Here is a 20,772-nt window from a genome sequence, read left to right as displayed (position 1 = left end):
GGGGCGAACATAGCAGTGTTCGCCCCTTATCTGATCGTTTAAAGTTGTTCGGCAAGCTGAGGTAGTACCTCAAATAAATCACCAACCAATCCATAGTCGGCAACTTCAAAGATAGGAGATTCTGGATCTTTGTTGATCGCGACAATCACTTTGGATTCCTTCATTCCTGCAAGATGCTGGATGGCACCGGAAATCCCAACCGCTATATAAAGCTTAGGTGCAACGATTTTACCGGTTTGACCCACTTGTAAGTCGTTGGCAACAAACCCGGCATCAACCGCCGCGCGAGAAGCGCCAATGGCAGCACCTAGTTTATCGGCTACTTGTTCGATCAACGCGAAGTTCTCTTTGCTACCGACCCCGCGTCCACCTGACACAACCACCTCTGCCGCGCTTAATTCAGGACGTTCTGACACGGTTTTATCGACAGAAACCAATTCAACCATTGGAGCTGAGATAGTGACCTGCTGATGCTTAATATCAGCTTGGTTGTGACAAGTAACCGGCTCAAACGCAGACGCGCGCACGGTGATGACGCGAACCTTGTCGCTGGTGGTCACTTTGGCAAATGCGTTTCCTGCGTAAATAGGGCGGATAAAAGTGTTTTCATCGATAACTTGGACAATATCGGAAATTTGCCCAACGCCGAACTTCGCTGCTACTCGAGGTGCAAGGTCTTTCCCTTTTGATGATGAGCTAGCCCAGATTGCGTCAAAACCTTCAGCAATACTCACTACAATAGGTGCGATACTCTCGGCAAATTGATGCTTAAGTTGCTCATCATCGACACAAATTACGTTTGATATACCATCAACGCGACAAGCTTGCTGAGCGACTTCTTCACACTGGTGGCCCACTACGATAAAAACATTGTCTTGGCTGACTTGTTTTGCTGCATTAACCACTTTGAGTGTGTCCGCATGCAATTGGTTATTGTCATGCTCTGCTATGATTAAGTTCTTCATGAAATCACCTTCGCTTCGTTACGCAGCTTATCGAGAAGCTCTGAGACAGATTCAACCTTGATGCCACCTTTTCTTTGCGCTGGCGGTGTGATTTCTTGAATGGTTTGGCTAAATACCACTTCAACACCCAGACTGTCAGGTGTGATGGTATCTAACGGCTTGCGCTTAGCTTTCATGATATTAGGCAAAGAGGCAAAACGCGGTTCATTCAGGCGTAAGTCAGTACTGATCACCGCAGGTAAGTTCATCGCGACCGTCATCAAGCCGCCGTCCACTTCTCTCACGACCTGAACTTTTTGATCTTCAATCTTCACGTCGGAAGCGAAAGTTGCTTGAGGCCAGTCAAGTAGGGCGGCCAGCATCTGAGCCACTTGGTTGTTGTCCGTATCAATGGATTGTTTACCCGTAATCACAAGCTGTGCTTGTTCTTGCTCAACTAGAGCTTTGAGCAGCTTAGCAACAACTAATGGCTCTATTTTGTCTTCAGTATCGACATGAATAGCGCGATCGGCGCCTAATGCAAGCGCGGTACGTAGTTGCTCCTGACACTGGCTACCGCCAGCACTGACAACGATGACTTCATCTGCAATACCTTGCTCCTTTAGTCGTACGGCTTCTTCAACGGCTATTTCGCAAAATGGATTAATCGTCATCTTGACGTTATTGGTTTCAACATCGCTATGGTCCGCTTTCACGCGAACTTTAACGTAGGGATCAATGACCCTTTTGATTGGCACTAGTATTTTCACGTTAGATTCCTTTTACAGTGAAGACTATGTGTTTACAGTGAAGACGATGTGATGACGTCTTTAAAATGATGTTAATTTACCTTTACGTTTGCGTCAACTTTAAATATATTGTTGATTAACAAGTTGGCAACATGCAAAGAAAAAGGAATGCAATCATGGAAAGAGACTGCATGGAATTTGATGTTCTGATTGTAGGCGCTGGTCCCGCAGGTTTGTCTGCGGCATGCCGAATCAAACAATTAGCAGCAGAAAAAAAACAAGACCTCTCTGTTTGCGTGGTAGAAAAAGGTTCTGAAGTTGGAGCGCATATTTTATCGGGTGCGGTGTTTGAAACGCGGAGTTTGGATGAGCTTTTTCCCGACTGGGAAGAGAAAGGCGCTCCGCTCAATACCAAAGTAAACCAAGATAAAACCTACTATCTAGGCAATGACATCAATGGTCATGAACTGCCTTCTTGGGCGGTGCCTAATACGTTACATAACAAAGGTAATTACATCATAAGTCTGGGCAGTCTATGCCGATGGATGGCGTTGCAGGCTGAGAACTTGGGGGTGGAGGTCTACCCAGGTTTTACCGCCAGTCAAGCGATCATCGATGAAGATAGTCGTGTTTGTGGCGTGATCACGGGCGATATGGGATTAGATAAAAATGGTGAACAAAAAGGAAATTTCGAACCTGGTATTGAACTGCGAGCGAAGTTTACTTTATTTGCTGAAGGCGCACGGGGGCATATTGGTAAGCAGTTGATTAACCGATTTAATCTTGCTGAAGAGAAAACTCCTCAACATTACGCTATCGGTTTTAAAGAGCTGTGGGAAATCCCATCAGAGCAGCATCAGCAAGGTTTAGTAGTGCACGGATTAGGCTGGCCGTTATCAAACGAAGCCACAGGTGGCAGCTACCTCTACCATTTAGAGGGAAACCAAGTTGCCGTCGGGTTGATTGTTGACTTGAACTATAAGAATCCGTACTTGAGTCCATTCGATGAATTTCAGCGTTTTAAACATCACCCGATGATTGAGCAATACCTCAAAAATGGTAAACGAATTAGTTATGGTGCAAGGGCGATCACTAAGGGTGGCTTTCATTCGCTTCCCACTCAGCAATTTGCTGGTGGTTTATTAATTGGATGCGATGCTGGAACACTAAATGGAGCCAAAATCAAAGGCACGCACACCGCAATGAAATCTGGCATGCTTGCCGCCGAAGCTGTCGTTGAAGCCCTTGATAATCAGGTGATTACCGCTGACTATCAAAAACACTTCAAACAGTCTTGGCTGTATGAAGAGCTTTATCAAGCACGTAACTTCTCAAGTGGCATTCACCGCTTTGGATCGTGGCTGGGCGGTGGCATAGCGCTGCTAGAACATAACGTGTTAAAAGGTAAAGCTAAGTGGCATATCCGCTGTGATAAGCCTGATCATCAGTCTCTGTTATTGGCGGAAAATAGCAATGAAATTGTCTATCCGAAGCCTGATGGCGTGTTAAGTTTCGATCGCCTCTCTTCTGTTTATCTATCCAATATCTTCCATGAGGAAGATCAACCATGCCACTTACGTTTGGCGAACCAGCGGATCCCTATTGAGCAGAACCTTGAATTATATGCAGAGCCAGCACAGCGCTATTGTCCGGCTGGCGTGTATGAAATTGTACAGGGGGAGCAGCAGCCAGAGCTGCAAATAAATGCGGCCAACTGTATCCACTGTAAGACCTGCGACATCAAAGATCCAAGTCAAAATATTACCTGGACTCCGCCAGAAGGTGGTGGTGGTCCGAACTATCCAAATATGTAAGCGTTTGAGAATAATTTTTATTAACAATTTATTTACTTAAAGTTTGCGTTAGTTCAAATCTTTCTCGATGAACTCGATTGCAACTTAATCTTTCAGGCACTATTCTGATTTTAAATTGACGTTTACGTAAACTGAATACAAGGTTGATGCATAGGTGTAAAAGCGGTTACCAGTATCAAAGTTAGGTTTGATCAAATAGTGCTCAATGGAACGCACTTAAAATAACGAAAGGGAGATCAACTATGGTATCGGAATCGCCTCTGTTGCAGGTAAACGATATTTCATTGGCTTTTGGTGGGGTGAAAGCTTTAACTGACGTGAGCTTCCATGTGAATGAAAAGGAAATTTTTTCAATCATTGGCCCAAACGGTGCAGGTAAAACCTCAATGCTCAATTGCATCTCTGGTCGATACACACCAAACAAAGGCTCTGTAATCTTCGCTGGAGATGATGTAACTAAACGGACACCTAGCCAACGAGCTGAGTTAGGGTTGGGAAGAACCTTCCAAAACTTAGCGCTCTTTTCTCACATGTCGGTACTGGACAACATCATGGTTGGCCGACACCACCTACTAAAAAACAACTTCGTCACGGGGCCACTCTATTGGTTCTCCAATGCGCAGAAAGAAGAGATGGCGCACCGCAAATATGTGGAAGACGTGATCGATTTTCTAGAAATCCAGCACATCCGAAAAGCGACTGCAGGCACCCTATCTTACGGCTTACGTAAGCGTGTAGAGCTTGCTCGTGCCATTGCCTTAAAACCTAAGTTACTGCTGCTTGATGAACCAATGGCAGGTATGAACTTGGAAGAAAAGGAAGACATGGCACGTTACATCATGGATCTGAATGAAGAATTAGATATCACGATCATCATGATTGAGCACGACATGGGCGTGGTCATGGACATCTCTAATCGCGTTTTGGTTTTGGATTTCGGTAAACACATTGCTACGGGTGAGCCTGAAGAAGTGATGGCCAACCCACATGTGAAACAAGCGTACTTAGGCGAAGAGTTACCGACATTAGAGGAGAGTGCATAATGGCACAGCAACATAATGATTGGGCAGATATAACCCGCTTAGATACCTTTCCAAAAGTGTTGCAACACAATGCCAAGAACTGGCCCGAACAAGTCGCAATGCGTGAAAAGGAGTTTGGTATATGGCGAGAGTTCACTTGGAAGGATTATGAAAATCGAGTGAAGTGGATGGCACTGGCACTACGAGATTTGGGTATTGGTGAGCAAGATGTCGTTGGTTTGCTAGGTGATAACCGCCCTGAATGGGTATGGGGCGAGTTAGCGGCACATGCGATCAAAGGTTTCTCGCTGGGCATCTATCAAGATTCTATGCACGAAGAGGTGGCGTACCTTATCAACTATGCAAAAGCAAAAGTCGTGATTGCCGAAGATGAAGAGCAATGCGACAAGCTGCTTGAGCTTGGTGATGAAATTCCTAGCGTTGAATACATTATTTACTGCGATCCTCGTGGAATGCGTAAATACGATGATCCAAGATTAATTGATGTTGAACAGGTCTACAAAAAAGGTCAGCTGATTGATAAAGCGGACCCAGACAAATATCTCAATATGGTTGTTGAAACCAAAGGCAGCGATCTTTCAATTCTTTGTACAACGTCGGGTACGACTTCTAAACCAAAATTGGCTCAGCTACACAGTGGCACGTTCTTGGATCACTGTGCGGCTTACTTGCGTGCAGACCCTCGTTCCCCAGGCGACAACTACGTTTCTGTTCTGCCTTTGCCTTGGATTATGGAGCAGGTTTACGTGGTTGGTCAGGCGTTGATTTCTCGTCAAATCGTTAACTTTGTGGAAGAACAAGAAACCATGATGTCCGACTTGCGTGAAATCGGTCCAAACTTTGTGCTGTTAGCGCCACGTGTGTGGGAAAACATTGTGGCAGACGTGTCTGCACGAATGATGGATTCGACACCGTTTAAGCAAAAGATGTACAAACTGGGCATGAGCTTAGCCAACAAAGCGTTAGAGCAGGGCAAACGTTCTAAACTCGCCGAATGGATTCTTTTGCGTGCTCTGCGTGACCGTTTAGGCTTTTCGAACCTAACATCTGCTGCAACGGGCGGCGCGGCGATGGGGCCTGACACTTTCCGTTACCTACAAGCTATTGGTGTGCCACTTAAGCAGCTTTATGGTCAGACCGAAATGTGTGGCGCATACACCGTGCACCAAGCGGATGATGTGGATTACGATTCCGTTGGTGTTGCGTTTGATAATGCAGATGTGAAAGTCATCAACCCGGACAGCAATGGCGTTGGTGAAATCATCGCGAAAAGTACAGGCATGTTTACTGGCTACTTAAACAACCAAGCAGCATATGATGAAGATGTTCAAGATGGTTGGATGCACACAGGCGATGCGGGCTATTTTAAAGATTCCGGTCACTTGGTGGTGATTGATCGTCTGAAAGATATGTCGGAAACCAGCCATGGCGACCGTTATTCGCCACAGTTTATCGAAAACAAACTCAAGTTCTCGCCGTTTATTGCAGAAGCCGTGGTGGTAGGTAAAGGTCGACCTTGGCTGTCTGCCATCATCTGTATTCGCTATGCGATCGTCGCGAAGTGGGCAGAGCAACGCGGCTTGGCATTTACCAACTACACCAACTTATCTGCTCAACCAGAAGTGTACCAAGCGATTCGTGAAGAAGTTCAAAAAGTGAACGAATCCCTACCGGATGCACAGAAGATCAGCAAATTCATTCTACTTTACAAAGAGCTGGATGCCGACGATGGAGAGCTAACTCGCACACGTAAAGTACGCCGTGGTGTGGTTGCAGAGAAATACGGAGACATCATCGAAACCATCTACAGCGACGATCCAAAAGTCGATGTCGATACAGTGATCACTTATCAAGATGGCACCAAAACACGCATTCAAACGTCGCTAGTTATTGAAACGCTTATTGAGCATGAGCCAACACTAGTGGATAGCGAACAACGGAGGATCGCATAGTGAATACGGATTTATTACTGCAACTCGTCATTAATGGCGTGATCGTTGGCATGTTGTATGGCGTTGTCGCCATGTGCTTTGTATTGATTTACAAATCGACCCAGGTGGTCAACTTTGCTCAGGGTGAGTTCCTGTTGATTGGCGCATGGGTATGTTGGGCGGCATTGGTGCACCTACAGTTACCGTTTTTTATTGGCTTTTTACTCACGCTCGCGTTCATGATGATTTTTGGTATCGCCGTGCAAACCATTGTGCTCAGACCGTTGATTGGTGAACCGATTATCTCTGTGATCATGGTGACCATTGGTCTATCGATGTTTTTCCAAGCGCTGATGAAGTGGATATTCGGTGTCTCGGCTGTGTCGTACCCGCAAGTGTTCGAAACCAACGTGGTGAATATCGGAGGTTTGAATGTTGAGTTTGCTTACATTCTGAGCTTGATCTTCTCAATGCTCATCATGGGCGCGTTCTACTGGTTCTTCAAATTCAGCAAAATGGGTCTGGCAATGCGCGCAACGGCATTCAACCAGCAAGTAGCCCAGAGTCTTGGCATTTCCATCAAGAAAGTGTTCGCCATCAGTTGGGCCATTTCGGCAATGGTATCTGCAACAGCAGGGATTGTTATCGGTATCGTTAACGGCGTATCTGACGCGCTATCCATTATTGGTATCAAAGTTTTCCCAGCCGTTATTTTAGGTGGCTTAGATTCGGTGGTCGGCGCAATTGTCGGTGGTATTACCATCGGGGTGCTAGAAAACTTGGCTGAGTTTTTTGATAGCCAATACCTGCAAGTGGGTAACCTGTACAACATCGCACCATTCTATGTGCTGTTAATCATTCTTGCCTTCAAGCCATATGGCCTGTTTGGTACCAAAGATATTGAGCGTATTTAAGGAGAAATAACATGGCTCAACTTAGCATGCGCCCATGTGGGGATTTTCGAACCACATACAAAAGCGATACGCCAATTTTTGAAACCAAAACCATCAGAAGCCTTGCGATTGCAGGTGTCATCGCCATGCTGGCAGCACCGCTGGTCTTGGATATTTACTTCCTAAACCTGTTTATTCAGATTGCATACCTCGGTATCGCGGCATTGGGCTTAAACATTCTGGTTGGTTTTACCGGACAAATTTCGCTAGGTCACGGTGCGTTCTTTGGCTTTGGCGCCTTTGCATCGGCTTGGCTAAATAACCAGTTTAACATTCCAGTCGTGTTTGCGATTCCGCTCGCGGGTTACTTAACCATGATTGTGGGGATGCTGTTTGGTCTGCCAGCGGCTCGAATTAAAGGTTTATACCTAGCTATCGCAACGTTGGCGGCGCAGTTTATTCTAGAGGACTTCTTTGCTCGCGCAGATTGGTTCAGTGGCGGCTCATACGGTGCAAGCGCGAACCCAATTAATTTGTTTGGCTTTGAGTTTACGACTGACGAAAGCTTCTTCTACATCGCTCTGTTTGCGCTGATCTTCATGTATATGTGGGCATCAAACTTAATCCGTTCTCGTGACGGTCGCGCGTTTGTCTCAGTACGAGATCACTATCTGTCAGCAGAGATCATGGGCATCAACCTAACCAAGTATCGTCTGCTCTCATTTGGAGTGTGTGCATTCTATGCGGGCATCGGGGGTGCACTCTACGGACATTATCTAGGGTTTGTATCAGCAGAAGGTTTCACCATCATGATGTCTATCCAGTTCTTGGCAATGATCATCATTGGTGGCTTAGGCTCAGTCAAAGGCACATTGATGGGGACGATATTTATCGTACTTCTGCCTGAAGTTTTAGAGTTTGGTGTAACGGGGCTTTCAGCGTTTGGTGATACCACCGCTTTCACTGATGGTCTGGCTTACTTCAAAGAGATGGCGATTGGTTTAGTCATCATGCTGTTCCTCATTTTCGAACCTCAAGGATTATCGCATCGCTGGCAACAGATTCGAGCATATTGGAAACACTATCCGTTCTCATATTAACGTGGAATTAAGTGGAATATACCTCAATAACAAGGACAACGAGTTATGAACAAAGGACATTTAGCGACAACGTTGGTGCTGTCATCTGCACTGTTTACTACCGCAACTTGGGCAAAAGATTCTGTGTTTGTCGGGCAATTAGTCGACTTTTCTGGACCAACTGCCTATGTAAGCAAGCCTTATGGTTCTGGCGTGCGAGACGCATTGCGTTGGATTAACCAAAACGGTGGCATTAACGGTACCGAGCTCGAATTTGAAACAGTAGACATGGCGTACAAAGTACCAGTGGCGATTTCCAACTATAAACGTTGGGTGGCGCGTAAAGACATGGTTGCGCTGCAAGGTTGGGGTACGGCGGATACCGAAGCACTTATTTCGTTTGTTACCAAAGACAAAGTGCCGGTGTTCTCTGCTTCTTACTCTGGTCACTTAACTGACCCAACTGGCAAAAACCCAAAAACCGCGAAACCAGCGCCTTATAATTTCTTTTATGGTGCGTCGTACTCAGATGCGTGCCGTGCGCTAGTTAAGTGGGCGAAAGAAGATTGGGAATCTAAGGGCAATCAAGGTGCGCCGAAATTTACGCACATTGGCGATAACCATCCATTCCCGAATGCGCCAAAAGAAGCGTGTGCAGAGTACGCCAAAGAGCTTGGTTTTGATGTGCAAAACCCAGTCGTTGTGTCACTAAAACCAGGGGACTTCAAAGCGCAATGTTTGTCGCTGAAAGAGTCAGGCACCAACTACGGTTACATTGCTAATATCGGTAGCTCGGTTATCTCACTAGTGAAGTCTTGTAACACGGTTGGGACAGAGTTCCAGTACATGGCAAACATTTGGGGCGGCGATAAGCCAGTGCTTGAAGCAGCAGGCGATGGCCTTAAAGATTACGTTTTCCCAGGTATGACAGCGTTTTGGGGAGATGATAATGAAGGCATGAAACTGGTCCGTGAGATTTCTAAGCAGTCTGAATCAGAGCCGGGCGAATTCAGAACTCACCATTACATTCGCGGTATTTGTTCTGCGTTCTATATGAAAGAAGCAATGGAGTGGGCGAAAGACAACGGTGGCATCACAGGTGAAAACATCAAGAAGGGCATGTATGTCCATGACAACTGGGTACCACAAGGGTTAGAAGGTGTTTGTGTCCCTGCGAACTGGAAACCGGAAGATCACCGAGGCACAACAACCGTGAACGTCTTTATGGGCAACAACGATGGCGGCGCAGTTGATATTAAGAAAGTATCTCAGGTGACATTGTCACGTCGTGACGATTGGCTAGGTTACTAATCTACGACTTATTAATAACAAAGCTTACTGAAAATAAGGATGGGTGAGAGAACACTCTCACCCTAGCAAGGAGTAGTTTGATGGCTGAATTAGCAACGAATATCGAACCGGCAGAAATACTGCTTTCAGTGAACAACATTGAAGTCGTCTACGACGAAGTAATACTAGTACTTCGCGGTGTGAGTTTAGAAGTTCCAAAAGGGCAGATTGTGACCTTACTGGGCGCCAACGGTGCGGGTAAATCCACAACGTTGAAAGCCATTTCTGGTTTATTGAAAACCGAAGATGGTGAAGTGACGCGCGGCGAAATCAACTTCATGGGCGAGCGTATAGACAACAAAAGCCCGGAAGAGATCGTCCGTTCGGGCATCTTCCAAGTTATGGAAGGGCGCCGAATTGTTGAAGATATGACGGTAATAGAAAATCTTCGCTTAGGCGCTTATACACGCACTGACAACGAAGTTGAACAAGACATCGAAATGGTGTTTGACTATTTCCCGCGACTCAAAGAGCGCACTGGCCTGGCGGGCTATTTGTCTGGCGGTGAGCAACAAATGTTAGCGATTGGCCGAGCGTTAATGGCTCGACCGAAGATGATTTTGTTGGACGAACCGTCTATGGGGCTTTCTCCACTGCTAGTTAAAGAAGTATTCAGCATTATTAACAAGATCAACAAAGAGCAAGGTATTACCATGCTTTTGGTTGAACAGAATGCCAACTTCGCTCTTCAAGCGGCCGATTACGGTTACATCATGGAATCAGGCAAAATCGTACTAGATGGCAGCAAGCACGAATTGCTAAACAATGAAGACGTAAAAGAATTCTACCTTGGCGGCGGCGATGAAGATCGCAAGAGCTTTAAGAATCTGAAATCTTACAAACGTCGTAAGCGTTGGTTGTAAGGAGCAAGGATGAACGAACTATTTGATGCGAAAGAATCGTTGTCTCTACAGGCGCGAGAAGAGTCGCTGTTTCAACGTTTGCCAGCGCTGATTGAGAATTCGAAAGCCAATAGCGAACATTACGCAGCGCATTTTTCTGAGTTAGATCCTACATTGGCAAACAATCGTGAAGGGCTTGCTCAGTTCCCGATTACACGTAAGTTCAATGTACCTAATCAGCAGCAACTTAAACCGCCGTTTGGTGGCTTAAATAGCGTTGCCATTGGTCAAATGGCGCGTGTTTTTCAGTCTCCTGGGCCTTTATATGAGGCTCAAACGGATGAGGCCGATTTCTGGCGTATGGGGCGCGCGTTTCACGCTGCTGGGTTCTGTGCGGGTGATTTAGTGCATAACACGCTCTCTTACCATTTCTCTCCTGGCGGATTTATTATGGATGGTGGCGCAAGGGCTTGTGGCTGTGCGGTATTTCCGGCTGGAGTAGGCAATACCGAAGCGCAAATAGAAGCAATTAAACAGCTTCAACCTAATGGTTACACTGGTACACCTTCGTATTTGCTGACGTTGCTACAAAAGTACCAAGAGAAATACAATGAGCTGCCTAGCTTTGAGAAAGCTCTGGTCTCTGGTGAAGCGGTTACAGCAGACATGGAACAGATGTTTGAGGAAAAAGGCATTGCAGTCTTTCAAGCCTACGCAAGTGCAGAGCTTGGTTTGATTGCTTATCAAGTGTCTGGTGAACAAGGATTAGTGATTGCCGAAGATATTATTGTTGAAATCGTTGATCCTGATGGTGTTCCTGTACAACCGGGAGAAGTCGGTGAAGTCGTTGTAACCTCGCTTGATGAGAAGTTCCCGCTGATTCGCTACGCAACGGGAGATTTATCGGCATATCTAGAGACAAGTTCTGATTCTTCACGCACGAACGCACGAATTAAGGGCTGGATGGGACGAGCAGACTCCGCGGTGAAAGTAAAAGGGCTGTTTGTTTATCCGCATCAGATCCAAGAAGTCTGTCGTCGCCACAATATTAAAGGCTCCTTGAAAATTGAGCGCGATGGCTTCAACGATGCCATTACTTTCTGTTGTCATGATGTGCATGTATCAGCAGAGGACATTCAAGCAACACTCCAGTCTGTCACTAAACTGAAAGGCAATGTCCAGTTTGTACCGAACCAAGCGGAGCAGCCGTTAATCAATGATCTTCGCAGTTAACTCATTGGTGGCATAAGTGCAGTAGAAAGTGGTTGTCATAAAAAACTAACAACGTCAGACAAAAGGCTAGAAAAGGGATACCACATTGCGCTGCGTATCCCTTTATTTTTTACTACCGCAATCAGGGAGCGGGTAAATGAAACAGGCACCAATGATTAACACACAATTCTGGGATGATTTGTTTATCCGAGGCACTATGCCTTGGGATGCCCAATCGACACCTCAAGAACTCAAGGACTATCTCGACAATTCACTTCATGTAGGCCATTCAGTGTTTATTCCTGGGTGTGGTGCCGCTTATGAACTGAGCACTTTTATTCAATATGGGCATGACGTGATCGCGATGGATTACAGCCAAGAAGCGGTAAAAATGGCGCAATCAGCGTTAGGTAACTACAAAGATAAAGTCGTATTGGGTGATGTATTTAATGCCGATTTTTCTCAATCGTTTGATGTCATTTACGAGCGGGCCTTTCTCGCAGCACTACCGAGAGACATGTGGTCAGAATATTTCTCTATGGTGGATAAATTATTGCCAAGCGGAGGTTTTCTAATTGGTTTTTTCGTCATTGATGATAATTACCTATCACGCTTCCCTCCATTTTGTTTGCGAAGTGGGGAGTTGGAGGGTTATCTAGAACCGGCGTTTAAGCTTGTGGAATCCTCAGTGGTGGCAAACAGTGTTGAGGTTTTTAAAGGCAGAGAACAATGGATGGTGTGGCAGAAACGTTAGTCGCTTTTAATCTTTTTGAAGAAGTATTCGCGGAAACTTTCTGGTTCTTTGTGAATCGCTGATATATAAGTCTTCACTCTATGCCTGATGGAATGCTCACATAGTTTGTCGGTTTGTGTGAAAAATTAATTTCTCGTTGCTGGTTTTAAGTTGTTGAGATATCTCTAACAGCGGTTGAGTGGTTGAGTTTATTGCTGGCACGGGTTATGTGCTCAGAGCGTAAAGCGACAGATCAGCATCGATCCGAAAGGTAGTAGAACGTCTCTTACTGATCTGTCTATTTCATGCTTATACTATTTTAGGTTGACCATCTGATGCGGTGGCACCGCCGTCTACAGGTAGGTTTACGCCATTAATGAAAGATGCTTCATCACTTGCCAAGAAAGTCACGACAGACGCAATTTCTTCAGGTTCGGCTGCTCGGCCAAGCGCAATGCGCTCATTGAATTTATCGCGGATGTCCTGCGGCCAGCCGTTTGTCATGTTGGTTTTTACTAAACTTGGGCATACGGCGTTAATTCTTACCCCATCCGCACCATGGTCCAATGCCATCGCTCGGGTAAGGTTCACCACTGCGCCTTTACTCGCGCAATAGAATGCGGCACCCCAGTCACCACCCAAACCGGAAACGGACGCGGTATTTACCATACAACCTTTCGTTTTTAAGAGTTCAGGTAAAGCAAATTTCGCGCAATAAACAACACCATCAATGTTTACACCAGAGATCTTCTTCCAGTCTTCCACACTACCTTCAATCACGGTACCAGGGACATGTACGCCAGCATTGTTTACTAAAATATCCAGTTTACCGAAACGGGTAACAACATCAGAAATCAGTGCTGCGACTTTGTCTGGATCAGAAACATCAATGGAATGCGCAGACACACGCTGTTTATCAAAGCCCTCAACGGCGTTTGCCAACTGCTCTTCATTCCAATCGGCAAGAGCGACGTTTGCGCCTTCTTCATACAAACGTTTTGCGATGGCCAAACCAATGCCATTGGCAGAGCCAGTCACGAGTGCGACTTTATTTTTTAATCCTCTCATGCGATTTCTCCTTCGAAACTTACAAAAACGGGATCTTGATTTTTCTCTGTGCGCGGCAACATCAGTTTGTCGTTGTCGCTGTAATCTACGGGGATAGCCACCACTGCTGGTCCTTCAACATCCATGGCTTTATTCAATGTCGGTAGCAATTCGTGTTGACTAGTCACTGCGAAGCCTTTCGCGCCAAATGATTCGGCGTACGCCTTGAAATCAATTGGTCCAAATTTCACACCAGAGCAGCGCTGATATTTGTTGATCTCTTGCATTTCTACCATGTTGTAGGCGTTATCAACCCACACAATATGGACGATATTGCAGTTCAGTCTAACCGCGGTTTCTAACTCCATGCTCGATTGCATAAAACCGCCGTCTCCCGATATCGATATCACTTTGCTACCAGGTTTTAGTAGGCTGGCACCAATGGCCCATGGTAGTGCAACGCCCATTGTTTGTTGGCCGTTAGACACCAGCATTTGGCGAGCTCGAAAACAACTTAAGTAACGAGCGATCCAGATGTGGAAGCTCCCCATATCAAGACATAGCGTGGTATCTGGTGTGATGATAGATTGCATGGCTTTAATCAGTGCCAGTGGATGAAATCCTTGCTTGTGATAGACATTGGGATAGGTTTTGATCACTTGCCGTTGCAGTGCTACCTCTTCCAGTACTGAAAGTGCCGTTGGGGAAAGGCGGGCATATTCAGAGATATAGCTGCCCATCTTGTCTAATGACTGCGCAATGTTTCCGACGATTTCAACACAAGGCTGATAATTAAGTTGGTATTCTGCCGGTTCAATATCGAGGTGAATCACTGGGTTGCGGTGGCTGTTCCAAAGCTCAGGGTCATACTCTATTGGGCTAAAGCCGATGGTGAGAATTAAATCGGCGTCCCGCAGTAAAACATCGCCAGGTTGGTTATTAAACAAACCGACACGCCCAGCAAAGTGATGATAGTAATTGATGTCTACCGTGCCGGCGGCTTGGTAAGTGCCGACAACGGGTAGCTGCGTATTTTGAAGAAATCGGGCGATAGCAGCAGCGTTTTTACTGCGGCTCGCGTGAAGGCCAAGTAAAACCACACAGCGCTTTGCTTTACTGATTCGACTGACCGCTTCTTCGATTGCTGCGATGTCTGCGCAACCAGGCTGTGTGTAAGGCGAGGGGACAATAATGTCCGTTTGGGTTTGCTCGGATAAAACATCTTGGGGGAGACTCAAAAAGCAAGCCCCAGGACGACCTGACTCTGCGATACGAAATGCGTTCGCCATGACCTCGCTTGCGGCGTCCACATGCTGCACTTCAGCACTGAACTTAGTTATAGAGCGAAAAATACTGACGGTATCCATGCTCTGGTGTGTTTGTTTTTGCTGGTCAGTTCGTTTCACCGCACCACCGATAGCAATCAGCGGATCGCCTTCGGAGTTTGCTGTTGCCACCCCCGTAACTAGATTTCCACAGCCAGGGCCTGACGTAACCATGGTGACGCCTGCTTTGCCGGTTAGTCTTCCCATAACGCCCGCCATAAATGCGCCGTTAGCTTCGTGGCGTACCGGAATCATTTGGATGTTAGTGTCTTCAATCGCATCGAACAGTCGATCGATTTTTGCACCGGGAATACCGAAAATGTACTTAATGCCGAGAGACTCTAGCTGTTGAGCGATCAACTGAGCTCCATTTTTATTTGAAGGTTTGGATTGCATTTGTTGTCCTTATTATTTGCCTGACTTTGTTACTTTTCCGCCTTTTCTATGGCGGTATTTATATCTTCCGGAGCCAAATTGGCGTTGAGGAAGTCTGTCGATACCGGGGTATCAATCACTAGCCGCGAGACTTTGCCAATCTGGAGGAACCCTGACGAAATGCTGTAATCCTGAATATGACCACCTCCTTGGCGGTCATCGGTAATAAAGTGTTCGTGATAGCCGGGCACATTGATGCCAGTCGTATATTTAGGACTGCGAAAGCCGGCGACCACGCCTTGCTTATGCGTGAAGCGGAACGTTGGTTGTTCTTTGACCACTTCAAGCATTGGCCGATAAGGGCGTGTTTGTTTAGGTACGGTACGAGTACGAACTGAATCGAAAACACCATCAATGCGCACTGCGCAAAATAGGTTATCGCTTGGAACCAGGTCGTCTATGAGGCTATGGACTTCATGACGTGACATGCGCGATGTCAATGGCAGCTCGATATCAGGCTTAAAAAAAGTCATGACAGCAAAGGGCGTTTTTTGCTCTAGGTCTGCCGGGTTTGCGGAGCCATCCGACTTGAGTTGAAAAACTTCCTTATCAAACGCAATCAACTCACCATCCAATTCATTGAACGTACCTAAACCAAAATCCCCATGTTTCAGCAGTTCTTCTATGGTTGTCGAGCCTTCGTAAACACCAGCGATCAAAGCACTCATTAACGAAGTCTGATAAATCTCACCATCTCCGGTAACGTGATGGTATTCAGAAAATTCTTTCGCTACTTCAAGCGAACAAGCGCATAGAGGGTTATAAAATCCACGCATGAGTAAGACCAGTTATGCAATGAAGAGTATATTTAGATTGACTTCTACACGGTGCTAAATCCAATATAAAAAAGATTTATTTTGATATGGAAAATATATGGAATTTCGCTACCTGAAGTATTTTGTCGCGGTCGCCGAGACTCGTCACTTTACCCGAGCAGCTGAACGGTTAGGGATTGCGCAACCTCCTTTGAGTCAACAAATCAAAAAGCTAGAGCACGAGCTTGGCGTGGACTTATTTAAGCGCTTGTCTAGAGGAGTAGAACTGACCCATGCAGGGCAAGTCTTTTATACGGATGCGGTAAATATTCTTGCTGATGTGGAACGCGCTAAAGCAAAAGCCCGACAGATTGCCCGTGGTGAAAATACGCAGGTTAAAATTGGGTTCGCGACGTCAACATCAACCTGCATTAAGGTATTGGAGAGGATTGGGCGTATTCAAGAGAATGGGGTTCATTTACAGACGGCGGAACTGTCAATGCCAGAGCTTGCCACTCAGTTAAAAAGCAAACAACTTGATCTCGCAATCATGCGGCTACCCTGTTACGCCAGTGAGCCTTTTGAGCACAAGGTGTTGTTTAACGACCCGTTTGTCGCGGTGATTCCGGCGGGCCACGAACTGGCAAAGTATCCCTGTATCCAGATGAAACAGTTGAGAGGCCATAAAATTTTACTGTTTCCACGAGAGACGGGCCCCGCATTGTTTGATGGCATGAGCACACTTTTTGCCGACGCAGGAGTAAGGCTCGAACCACAGTTCGCAGCACCGCAACTTCGTACGACGATTGCCATGGCGCAGGCCGGGTTAGGTATCGCTCTCGTTCCGCGCTCACTGGCTGAACATCTCGATGATTCCGCGACAGTCGCCGAGATTGATGATATCCCTCTCACTAGTCGTGTTGTTGTTGCTTGGGAGGCATCTAATCTCAATAAACAAGCGTTAAAAGTAGCCATGCGCATCGGTCATGTTGAGGCTTAAAGCTTTGTCATATAACCTGTCGATTGTACCCAACGAACAAAACTTACTGAAGATTGCGACTCTGTTGTCGTATATATTACCTACATCAAGTTGACTTGATAGCTGAACTCTCGTTTTTATCGAGATGATAATGACGAGGACCTTGATTTAATGCATGGTTAAACCGCAAGGATGATGGATGATTAAAGCGCAAATATTTGATGTATTTTGTGATGAGTTAGCTCAAGGTAATCCATGTGGCGTTGTCGAACTAAATCACTGGCTGAGTGATTCTGAACTACTTCAAATCACTCATCAGGTCGCTCAACCTGTCACATCATTTGTGGTTCAGTCTGGCAGTGACTACCACATTCGCTGGTTTAGCCTAGAAGGAGAGATCAACCTATGCGGACACGGAAGTTTGGGCGCAGGCGCTGCAATCATTTCCAACTATCATCAGAATGAGGTCATTCTAAAAAGCCAGTATGGCCATATTACCGTTACTGAACTTGATGGAATGTACAGGATCGTGATGCCAAGTTGGCAAGCCAAGCCTCATGCCATCCCCTTGGGTATTTCAGGCTTTTCCAATCACCCCATAGATGCTTTTACAACGCGTGATTTGGTTGTTGTTCTCGAATCCGAAGATGATGTTGTTCGCTATCAACCTAACTTTGATGAGCTGATTAAAATTGATGAGTTTCATGCGGTCATCGTGACGGCTCAAAGCTCTGATAGTGGCTATGTGCTGCGTTACTTTGCACCTAAAATCGGTATTTCAGAAGATCTTGCCACAGGCTCGGCTCAGTGCTCATTAGCGCCTTATTGGTTTGAAAAGCTGGGCAAAGAAAAATTGACGGCTCGTCAGCTATCTCGTGCTGGTGGTTATTTTGAAGTGGCTCGTGGTTCAGAATCTACTATCGTATTGTCTGCACACGTGAAAAGTCGGAATTGAATGTAAACGCCTCTAGCTCTTACACAAGATCTAGAGGCATCCATTTTTTATTGACTTAAAAGTGCCGAGCTAAGATTTTAACCCTGCAGCGGTCATCATGACGCGAAATAACATACACACTAACCCTAATGCAGCGACGCTAACGACCCATATTCCAATCATCCAAGCCCATTGGCGGCACCAATTTTTGATTTTCATACTCACTCCTTATCAACTCGTTAATGGTACGCTTCGCCTTCTTTTACTTTTCCGGAGAAGACGTAGTAACTCCAAAAGGTGTAAGCCAGAATGATCGGGATGATGATCACTGCTCCAACGAGCATAAAGCGCTGACTGCTTGCAGGAGCCGCTGCTTCCCATATTGATATGCTAGGAGGAATGATGTTTGGCCAGATACTGATGCCAAGCCCAGCGAACCCGAGAATCACGATCACCAATGCCATCACGAAAGGGCTGCGCTCTTTACGCTTTTTAACGGAGTCGGCAATCTTCAAACATACCAGCCCAGTAATGACAGGTACGGGCAGTAAGTAGAACAAATTAGGCAGAGAAAACCATCTTTCCGCAATGGCAGGGTAAGCAAGTGGAGTCCAAGCGCTCACAATAACTAATGCGGAGATCATTGCCAGTAGTGTTTTGTTAGTGAAGCGGTACATCGTGTTTTGCAGTTCACCTTCCGTCTTCATGATGAGCCATGTGCTACCAAGCAGCGCGTACGTTGCGACTAAACCCAAACCACAAAAGATGGGAAAAGGGCTGAGCCAGTCGAGTTGGCTACCTACGAAGACGCGGTTTTCCACCGCAAAGCCTTGAATTACCGCGCCAACAACGATGCCTTGGAAAAACGTGGTTAAAATCGAGCCGACCATAAAAGAGCGATCCCAGAACTTTAAGTGGCTTTCCAATGCTTTAAAGCGAAACTCAAACGCGACGCCACGAAAGATCAAAGCAATCAACATCAACGTTAAAGGGATGGTTAGCGCTTCAATAATCACCGCGTAAGCCATCGGAAAAGCGCCAAATAGAGATGCGCCTCCAAGCACAATCCAAGTTTCGTTGCCGTCCCAAACTGGCGCGACACTGTTGACCATGACGTCTTTTTGTTTTTCATCCTTGATGAAGGGCATCAGTATTCCAATACCCAAATCGAAGCCGTCCATGATGATGTACATCAAAGTGGCAAAAACGATGATCGCGAACCAAATCACGGATAAATCAAAATGCATATTTTCTACCTTCACTTTGTGACAAATTCTAAATGCGACCTGAAACGGTCGTCATGTCGTGCTCATCGTGTTCGATTGCATCGGGGCCTTTCTTGATTTGGTGGATCATGTAGTAATAACCAAAACCAAATACCAAGCTGTATACAACAAGGAAACACAGCAGGCTGATGCTCATTTGTAGGTCTCCGTGTGCAGAAACCGCATCACGCGTTTTTTGTACGCCATACACGACCCAAGGTTGCCGACCAACCTCTGTCGTAAACCAGCCAGCGAGTATTGCGATAAGACCAGATGGCCCCATAAACAATGAAAACTTGAGGAACCAACGCGAAGTATAAAGCGTGTTCTTTTTTCGTAACCATATGCTGTAGAAGCTCTGAAAAATCATCAGAAGTCCTAGCCCGACCATGATTCGAAATGACCAAAAGACGATAGGTGAGTTCGGTCGTTCCTCTTTCGGGAAGTCTTTCAGCGCCGGGATTGGCTCAGTTAAACTGTGGCGTAGGATCAAACTTCCTAAAACAGGAATTTCTAAGGCATAGTCTGTGCGTTCTTGTTCCATGTTTGGCATGCCGAACAATATCAATGGGGTTGGTTTGCCATCGCTGTTATCCCAATGTCCTTCGATGGCAGCGATTTTGGCGGGCTGGTGTTCCAGAGTGTTTAGCCCGTGCACATCGCCAATCACGGCTTGGAGTGGCGCAAGGAACACTAAGATCCCGAGCGACATCGAAAACATGGTTTTTACCGCAGTCGATTGATTGCCTCTCAATAAATGCCAAGCGGCTGACGCGCCTACAAAGAGTGCTGAACTGACGAAAGCCGCGACGCTCATGTGCGCCAAACGATAAGGAAATGAAGGATTGAAAACGATAGCAAACCAGTCGGTTGGCACCACACGTCCGTCGACAATTTCATAGCCTTGTGGCGTTTGCATCCAACTGTTGGAGGCGAGAATCCAGAACGTCGAAATGATCGTTCCTAACGCCACCATCGAGGTTGCAAAAAAGTGCAGCTTTTCGCCGACGCGACGCCACCCAAACAGCATTACGCCAAGAAATCCGGCTTCGAGAAAGAAAGCCGTTAACACTTCATAAGTCAGTAATGGGCCAGTGATAGAACCAGCGAAGTCGGAGAAACCACTCCAGTTGGTGCCGAATTGATAGGCCATGACAAGACCAGATACAACACCCATTCCAAAGTTAACCGCAAAAATTTTCGACCAGAAGTGATAGAGATTTTGGTAATCGGGATTACGTGTTTTTAGCCATAAGCCTTCCAGCACAGCGAGATAGGTGGCCAAACCTATGGTGATAGCGGGGAAAATAATATGAAAGGATACGGTAAAGGCGAACTGTATCCGTGCAAGCATAAATGCGTCGAGGCCAAACATTAAACTTCCTTTGATCTTTTAAGTTTTATGAGAGAGCTATTTTAAAAGGAGCGGAATGAGGGAAGTA

19 protein-coding genes are annotated in these 20,772 nt (G+C 46.1%); 11 read left to right on the top strand and 8 right to left on the bottom strand.

Annotated features, from left to right (window positions below; genetic code table 11):
- Nucleotides 1–38: 38 nt before the first annotated feature.
- Together R7P35_RS05415 and R7P35_RS05410 are read right to left on the bottom strand one after the other, a co-directional pair.
- Nucleotides 39–965, bottom strand: coding sequence for an electron transfer flavoprotein subunit alpha/FixB family protein (locus R7P35_RS05415; RefSeq protein WP_213904434.1), 927 nt, complete (start codon nt 963–965; stop codon nt 39–41).
- Complete coding sequence (locus tag R7P35_RS05410; RefSeq protein ID WP_042523555.1) at nt 962–1,714, bottom strand: electron transfer flavoprotein subunit beta/FixA family protein; 753 nt, start codon at nt 1,712–1,714, stop codon at nt 962–964. Before R7P35_RS05410 ends, R7P35_RS05415 begins: the two co-directional genes overlap by 4 nt.
- 155 nt (nt 1,715–1,869) lie before the next feature.
- On the opposite strand from R7P35_RS05410, the gene R7P35_RS05405 reads away from it, so the two are divergent.
- The 9 genes from R7P35_RS05405 to R7P35_RS05365 all read left to right on the top strand — a co-directional run bounded on the left by R7P35_RS05405 (nt 1,870) and on the right by R7P35_RS05365 (nt 12,611).
- The gene (locus R7P35_RS05405; protein ID WP_213904435.1) at nt 1,870–3,507 is read left to right on the top strand and encodes an electron transfer flavoprotein-ubiquinone oxidoreductase; all 1,638 of its coding nucleotides are present in this window, start codon (nt 1,870–1,872) and stop codon (nt 3,505–3,507) included.
- 242 nt (nt 3,508–3,749) lie between these two features.
- The gene (locus R7P35_RS05400; RefSeq protein WP_005373297.1) at nt 3,750–4,550 is read left to right on the top strand and encodes an ABC transporter ATP-binding protein; all 801 of its coding nucleotides are present in this window, start codon (nt 3,750–3,752) and stop codon (nt 4,548–4,550) included.
- Nucleotides 4,550–6,502: a long-chain fatty acid--CoA ligase gene (locus R7P35_RS05395; RefSeq protein WP_154204278.1), complete on the top strand. Its 1,953-nt coding sequence runs from the start codon at nt 4,550–4,552 to the stop codon at nt 6,500–6,502. The genes R7P35_RS05400 and R7P35_RS05395 overlap by 1 nt, the downstream gene beginning before the upstream one ends.
- Nucleotides 6,502–7,395 carry a branched-chain amino acid ABC transporter permease gene (locus R7P35_RS05390; RefSeq protein ID WP_005373295.1) on the top strand — a complete coding sequence of 298 codons (894 nt, stop codon included), beginning with the start codon at nt 6,502–6,504 and terminating at the stop codon, nt 7,393–7,395. The genes R7P35_RS05395 and R7P35_RS05390 overlap by 1 nt, the downstream gene beginning before the upstream one ends.
- Nucleotides 7,396–7,406: 11 nt before the next feature.
- Nucleotides 7,407–8,474: a branched-chain amino acid ABC transporter permease gene (locus tag R7P35_RS05385; RefSeq protein ID WP_005382737.1), complete on the top strand. Its 1,068-nt coding sequence runs from the start codon at nt 7,407–7,409 to the stop codon at nt 8,472–8,474.
- A 45-nt stretch (nt 8,475–8,519) separates the two neighbouring features.
- Nucleotides 8,520–9,764 (top strand): ABC transporter substrate-binding protein, encoded by a 1,245-nt coding sequence (locus tag R7P35_RS05380; RefSeq protein WP_005373285.1) that lies wholly within the window; start codon nt 8,520–8,522, stop codon nt 9,762–9,764.
- 80 nt (nt 9,765–9,844) lie between these two features.
- The gene (locus R7P35_RS05375; RefSeq protein ID WP_005373283.1) at nt 9,845–10,666 is read left to right on the top strand and encodes an ABC transporter ATP-binding protein; all 822 of its coding nucleotides are present in this window, start codon (nt 9,845–9,847) and stop codon (nt 10,664–10,666) included.
- Nucleotides 10,667–10,675: 9 nt separating this feature from the next.
- Entirely contained in the window at nt 10,676–11,878 is a 1,203-nt protein-coding gene (locus R7P35_RS05370) for a phenylacetate--CoA ligase family protein (protein ID WP_318091820.1), read from the top strand.
- Nucleotides 11,879–12,014: 136 nt separating this feature from the next.
- The gene (locus R7P35_RS05365) at nt 12,015–12,611 is read left to right on the top strand and encodes a methyltransferase domain-containing protein (protein ID WP_085569108.1); all 597 of its coding nucleotides are present in this window, start codon (nt 12,015–12,017) and stop codon (nt 12,609–12,611) included.
- A 288-nt stretch (nt 12,612–12,899) separates the two neighbouring features.
- Here the strand turns inward: R7P35_RS05365 and R7P35_RS05360 are convergent, their stop codons facing one another.
- Genes R7P35_RS05360 through budA form a run of 3 tightly spaced genes read right to left on the bottom strand, consistent with a single transcriptional unit; the run spans nt 12,900 to nt 16,173 of the window.
- A complete protein-coding gene (locus R7P35_RS05360; RefSeq protein WP_085569107.1) occupies nt 12,900–13,658 on the bottom strand; it encodes an SDR family NAD(P)-dependent oxidoreductase in 759 nt (252 codons plus the stop codon).
- Complete coding sequence (alsS, locus tag R7P35_RS05355; protein WP_213962654.1) at nt 13,655–15,358, bottom strand: acetolactate synthase AlsS; 1,704 nt, start codon at nt 15,356–15,358, stop codon at nt 13,655–13,657. The genes R7P35_RS05360 and alsS overlap by 4 nt, the downstream gene beginning before the upstream one ends.
- A 29-nt stretch (nt 15,359–15,387) precedes the next feature.
- Complete coding sequence (gene budA, locus R7P35_RS05350; RefSeq protein ID WP_017820349.1) at nt 15,388–16,173, bottom strand: acetolactate decarboxylase; 786 nt, start codon at nt 16,171–16,173, stop codon at nt 15,388–15,390.
- Between the two features lie 97 nt (nt 16,174–16,270).
- Here budA and R7P35_RS05345 point away from each other — a divergent pair, with 97 nt between their 5' ends.
- Both R7P35_RS05345 and R7P35_RS05340 read left to right on the top strand, forming a co-directional pair.
- A complete protein-coding gene (locus tag R7P35_RS05345) occupies nt 16,271–17,152 on the top strand; it encodes a LysR family transcriptional regulator (RefSeq protein WP_132937148.1) in 882 nt (293 codons plus the stop codon).
- A gap of 178 nt (nt 17,153–17,330) precedes the next feature.
- Nucleotides 17,331–18,086, top strand: coding sequence for a PhzF family phenazine biosynthesis protein (locus R7P35_RS05340; RefSeq protein WP_213962653.1), 756 nt, complete (start codon nt 17,331–17,333; stop codon nt 18,084–18,086).
- 69 nt (nt 18,087–18,155) lie between these two features.
- On the opposite strand, the gene R7P35_RS05335 is transcribed toward R7P35_RS05340, so the two are convergent.
- From R7P35_RS05335 to R7P35_RS05325, 3 genes are read right to left on the bottom strand one after another with little or no spacing between them, the layout of a single operon-like run.
- The gene (locus tag R7P35_RS05335; protein ID WP_213962652.1) at nt 18,156–18,284 is read right to left on the bottom strand and encodes a DUF2474 domain-containing protein; all 129 of its coding nucleotides are present in this window, start codon (nt 18,282–18,284) and stop codon (nt 18,156–18,158) included.
- A gap of 20 nt (nt 18,285–18,304) precedes the next feature.
- Nucleotides 18,305–19,312, bottom strand: coding sequence for a cytochrome d ubiquinol oxidase subunit II (gene cydB / locus R7P35_RS05330; RefSeq protein WP_167416109.1), 1,008 nt, complete (start codon nt 19,310–19,312; stop codon nt 18,305–18,307).
- 28 nt (nt 19,313–19,340) lie between these two features.
- Nucleotides 19,341–20,705 carry a cytochrome ubiquinol oxidase subunit I gene (locus R7P35_RS05325; RefSeq protein ID WP_213914903.1) on the bottom strand — a complete coding sequence of 455 codons (1,365 nt, stop codon included), beginning with the start codon at nt 20,703–20,705 and terminating at the stop codon, nt 19,341–19,343.
- Nucleotides 20,706–20,772 lie beyond the last annotated feature (67 nt).

The organism is Vibrio sp. Vb0304 (assembly GCF_033338995.1).
Classification (GTDB): Bacteria; Pseudomonadota; Gammaproteobacteria; order Enterobacterales; family Vibrionaceae; genus Vibrio; species Vibrio alginolyticus.
The sequence above is the reverse complement of the archived record's forward strand: the minus strand, read 5'-3'. Positions and strand labels throughout refer to the sequence as shown.

What these genes read in the sequence shown, in the direction of transcription:
- R7P35_RS05365 (WP_085569108.1), top strand. Translation starts at nt 12,015, where the DNA reads ATGAAACAGGCACCAATGATTAACACACAATTCTGGGATGATTTGTTT.
- budA (WP_017820349.1), bottom strand. Translation starts at nt 16,173, where the DNA reads ATGCGTGGATTTTATAACCCTCTATGCGCTTGTTCGCTTGAAGTAGCG.
- R7P35_RS05325 (WP_213914903.1), bottom strand. Translation starts at nt 20,705, where the DNA reads ATGTTTGGCCTCGACGCATTTATGCTTGCACGGATACAGTTCGCCTTT.
- R7P35_RS05335 (WP_213962652.1), bottom strand. Translation starts at nt 18,284, where the DNA reads ATGAAAATCAAAAATTGGTGCCGCCAATGGGCTTGGATGATTGGAATA.
- R7P35_RS05385 (WP_005382737.1), top strand. Translation starts at nt 7,407, where the DNA reads ATGGCTCAACTTAGCATGCGCCCATGTGGGGATTTTCGAACCACATAC.
- R7P35_RS05370 (WP_318091820.1), top strand. Translation starts at nt 10,676, where the DNA reads ATGAACGAACTATTTGATGCGAAAGAATCGTTGTCTCTACAGGCGCGA.
- cydB (WP_167416109.1), bottom strand. Translation starts at nt 19,312, where the DNA reads ATGCATTTTGATTTATCCGTGATTTGGTTCGCGATCATCGTTTTTGCC.
- R7P35_RS05380 (WP_005373285.1), top strand. Translation starts at nt 8,520, where the DNA reads ATGAACAAAGGACATTTAGCGACAACGTTGGTGCTGTCATCTGCACTG.
- R7P35_RS05405 (WP_213904435.1), top strand. Translation starts at nt 1,870, where the DNA reads ATGGAAAGAGACTGCATGGAATTTGATGTTCTGATTGTAGGCGCTGGT.
- alsS (WP_213962654.1), bottom strand. Translation starts at nt 15,358, where the DNA reads ATGCAATCCAAACCTTCAAATAAAAATGGAGCTCAGTTGATCGCTCAA.
- R7P35_RS05415 (WP_213904434.1), bottom strand. Translation starts at nt 965, where the DNA reads ATGAAGAACTTAATCATAGCAGAGCATGACAATAACCAATTGCATGCG.
- R7P35_RS05345 (WP_132937148.1), top strand. Translation starts at nt 16,271, where the DNA reads ATGGAATTTCGCTACCTGAAGTATTTTGTCGCGGTCGCCGAGACTCGT.
- R7P35_RS05375 (WP_005373283.1), top strand. Translation starts at nt 9,845, where the DNA reads ATGGCTGAATTAGCAACGAATATCGAACCGGCAGAAATACTGCTTTCA.
- R7P35_RS05395 (WP_154204278.1), top strand. Translation starts at nt 4,550, where the DNA reads ATGGCACAGCAACATAATGATTGGGCAGATATAACCCGCTTAGATACC.
- R7P35_RS05340 (WP_213962653.1), top strand. Translation starts at nt 17,331, where the DNA reads ATGATTAAAGCGCAAATATTTGATGTATTTTGTGATGAGTTAGCTCAA.
- R7P35_RS05360 (WP_085569107.1), bottom strand. Translation starts at nt 13,658, where the DNA reads ATGAGAGGATTAAAAAATAAAGTCGCACTCGTGACTGGCTCTGCCAAT.
- R7P35_RS05400 (WP_005373297.1), top strand. Translation starts at nt 3,750, where the DNA reads ATGGTATCGGAATCGCCTCTGTTGCAGGTAAACGATATTTCATTGGCT.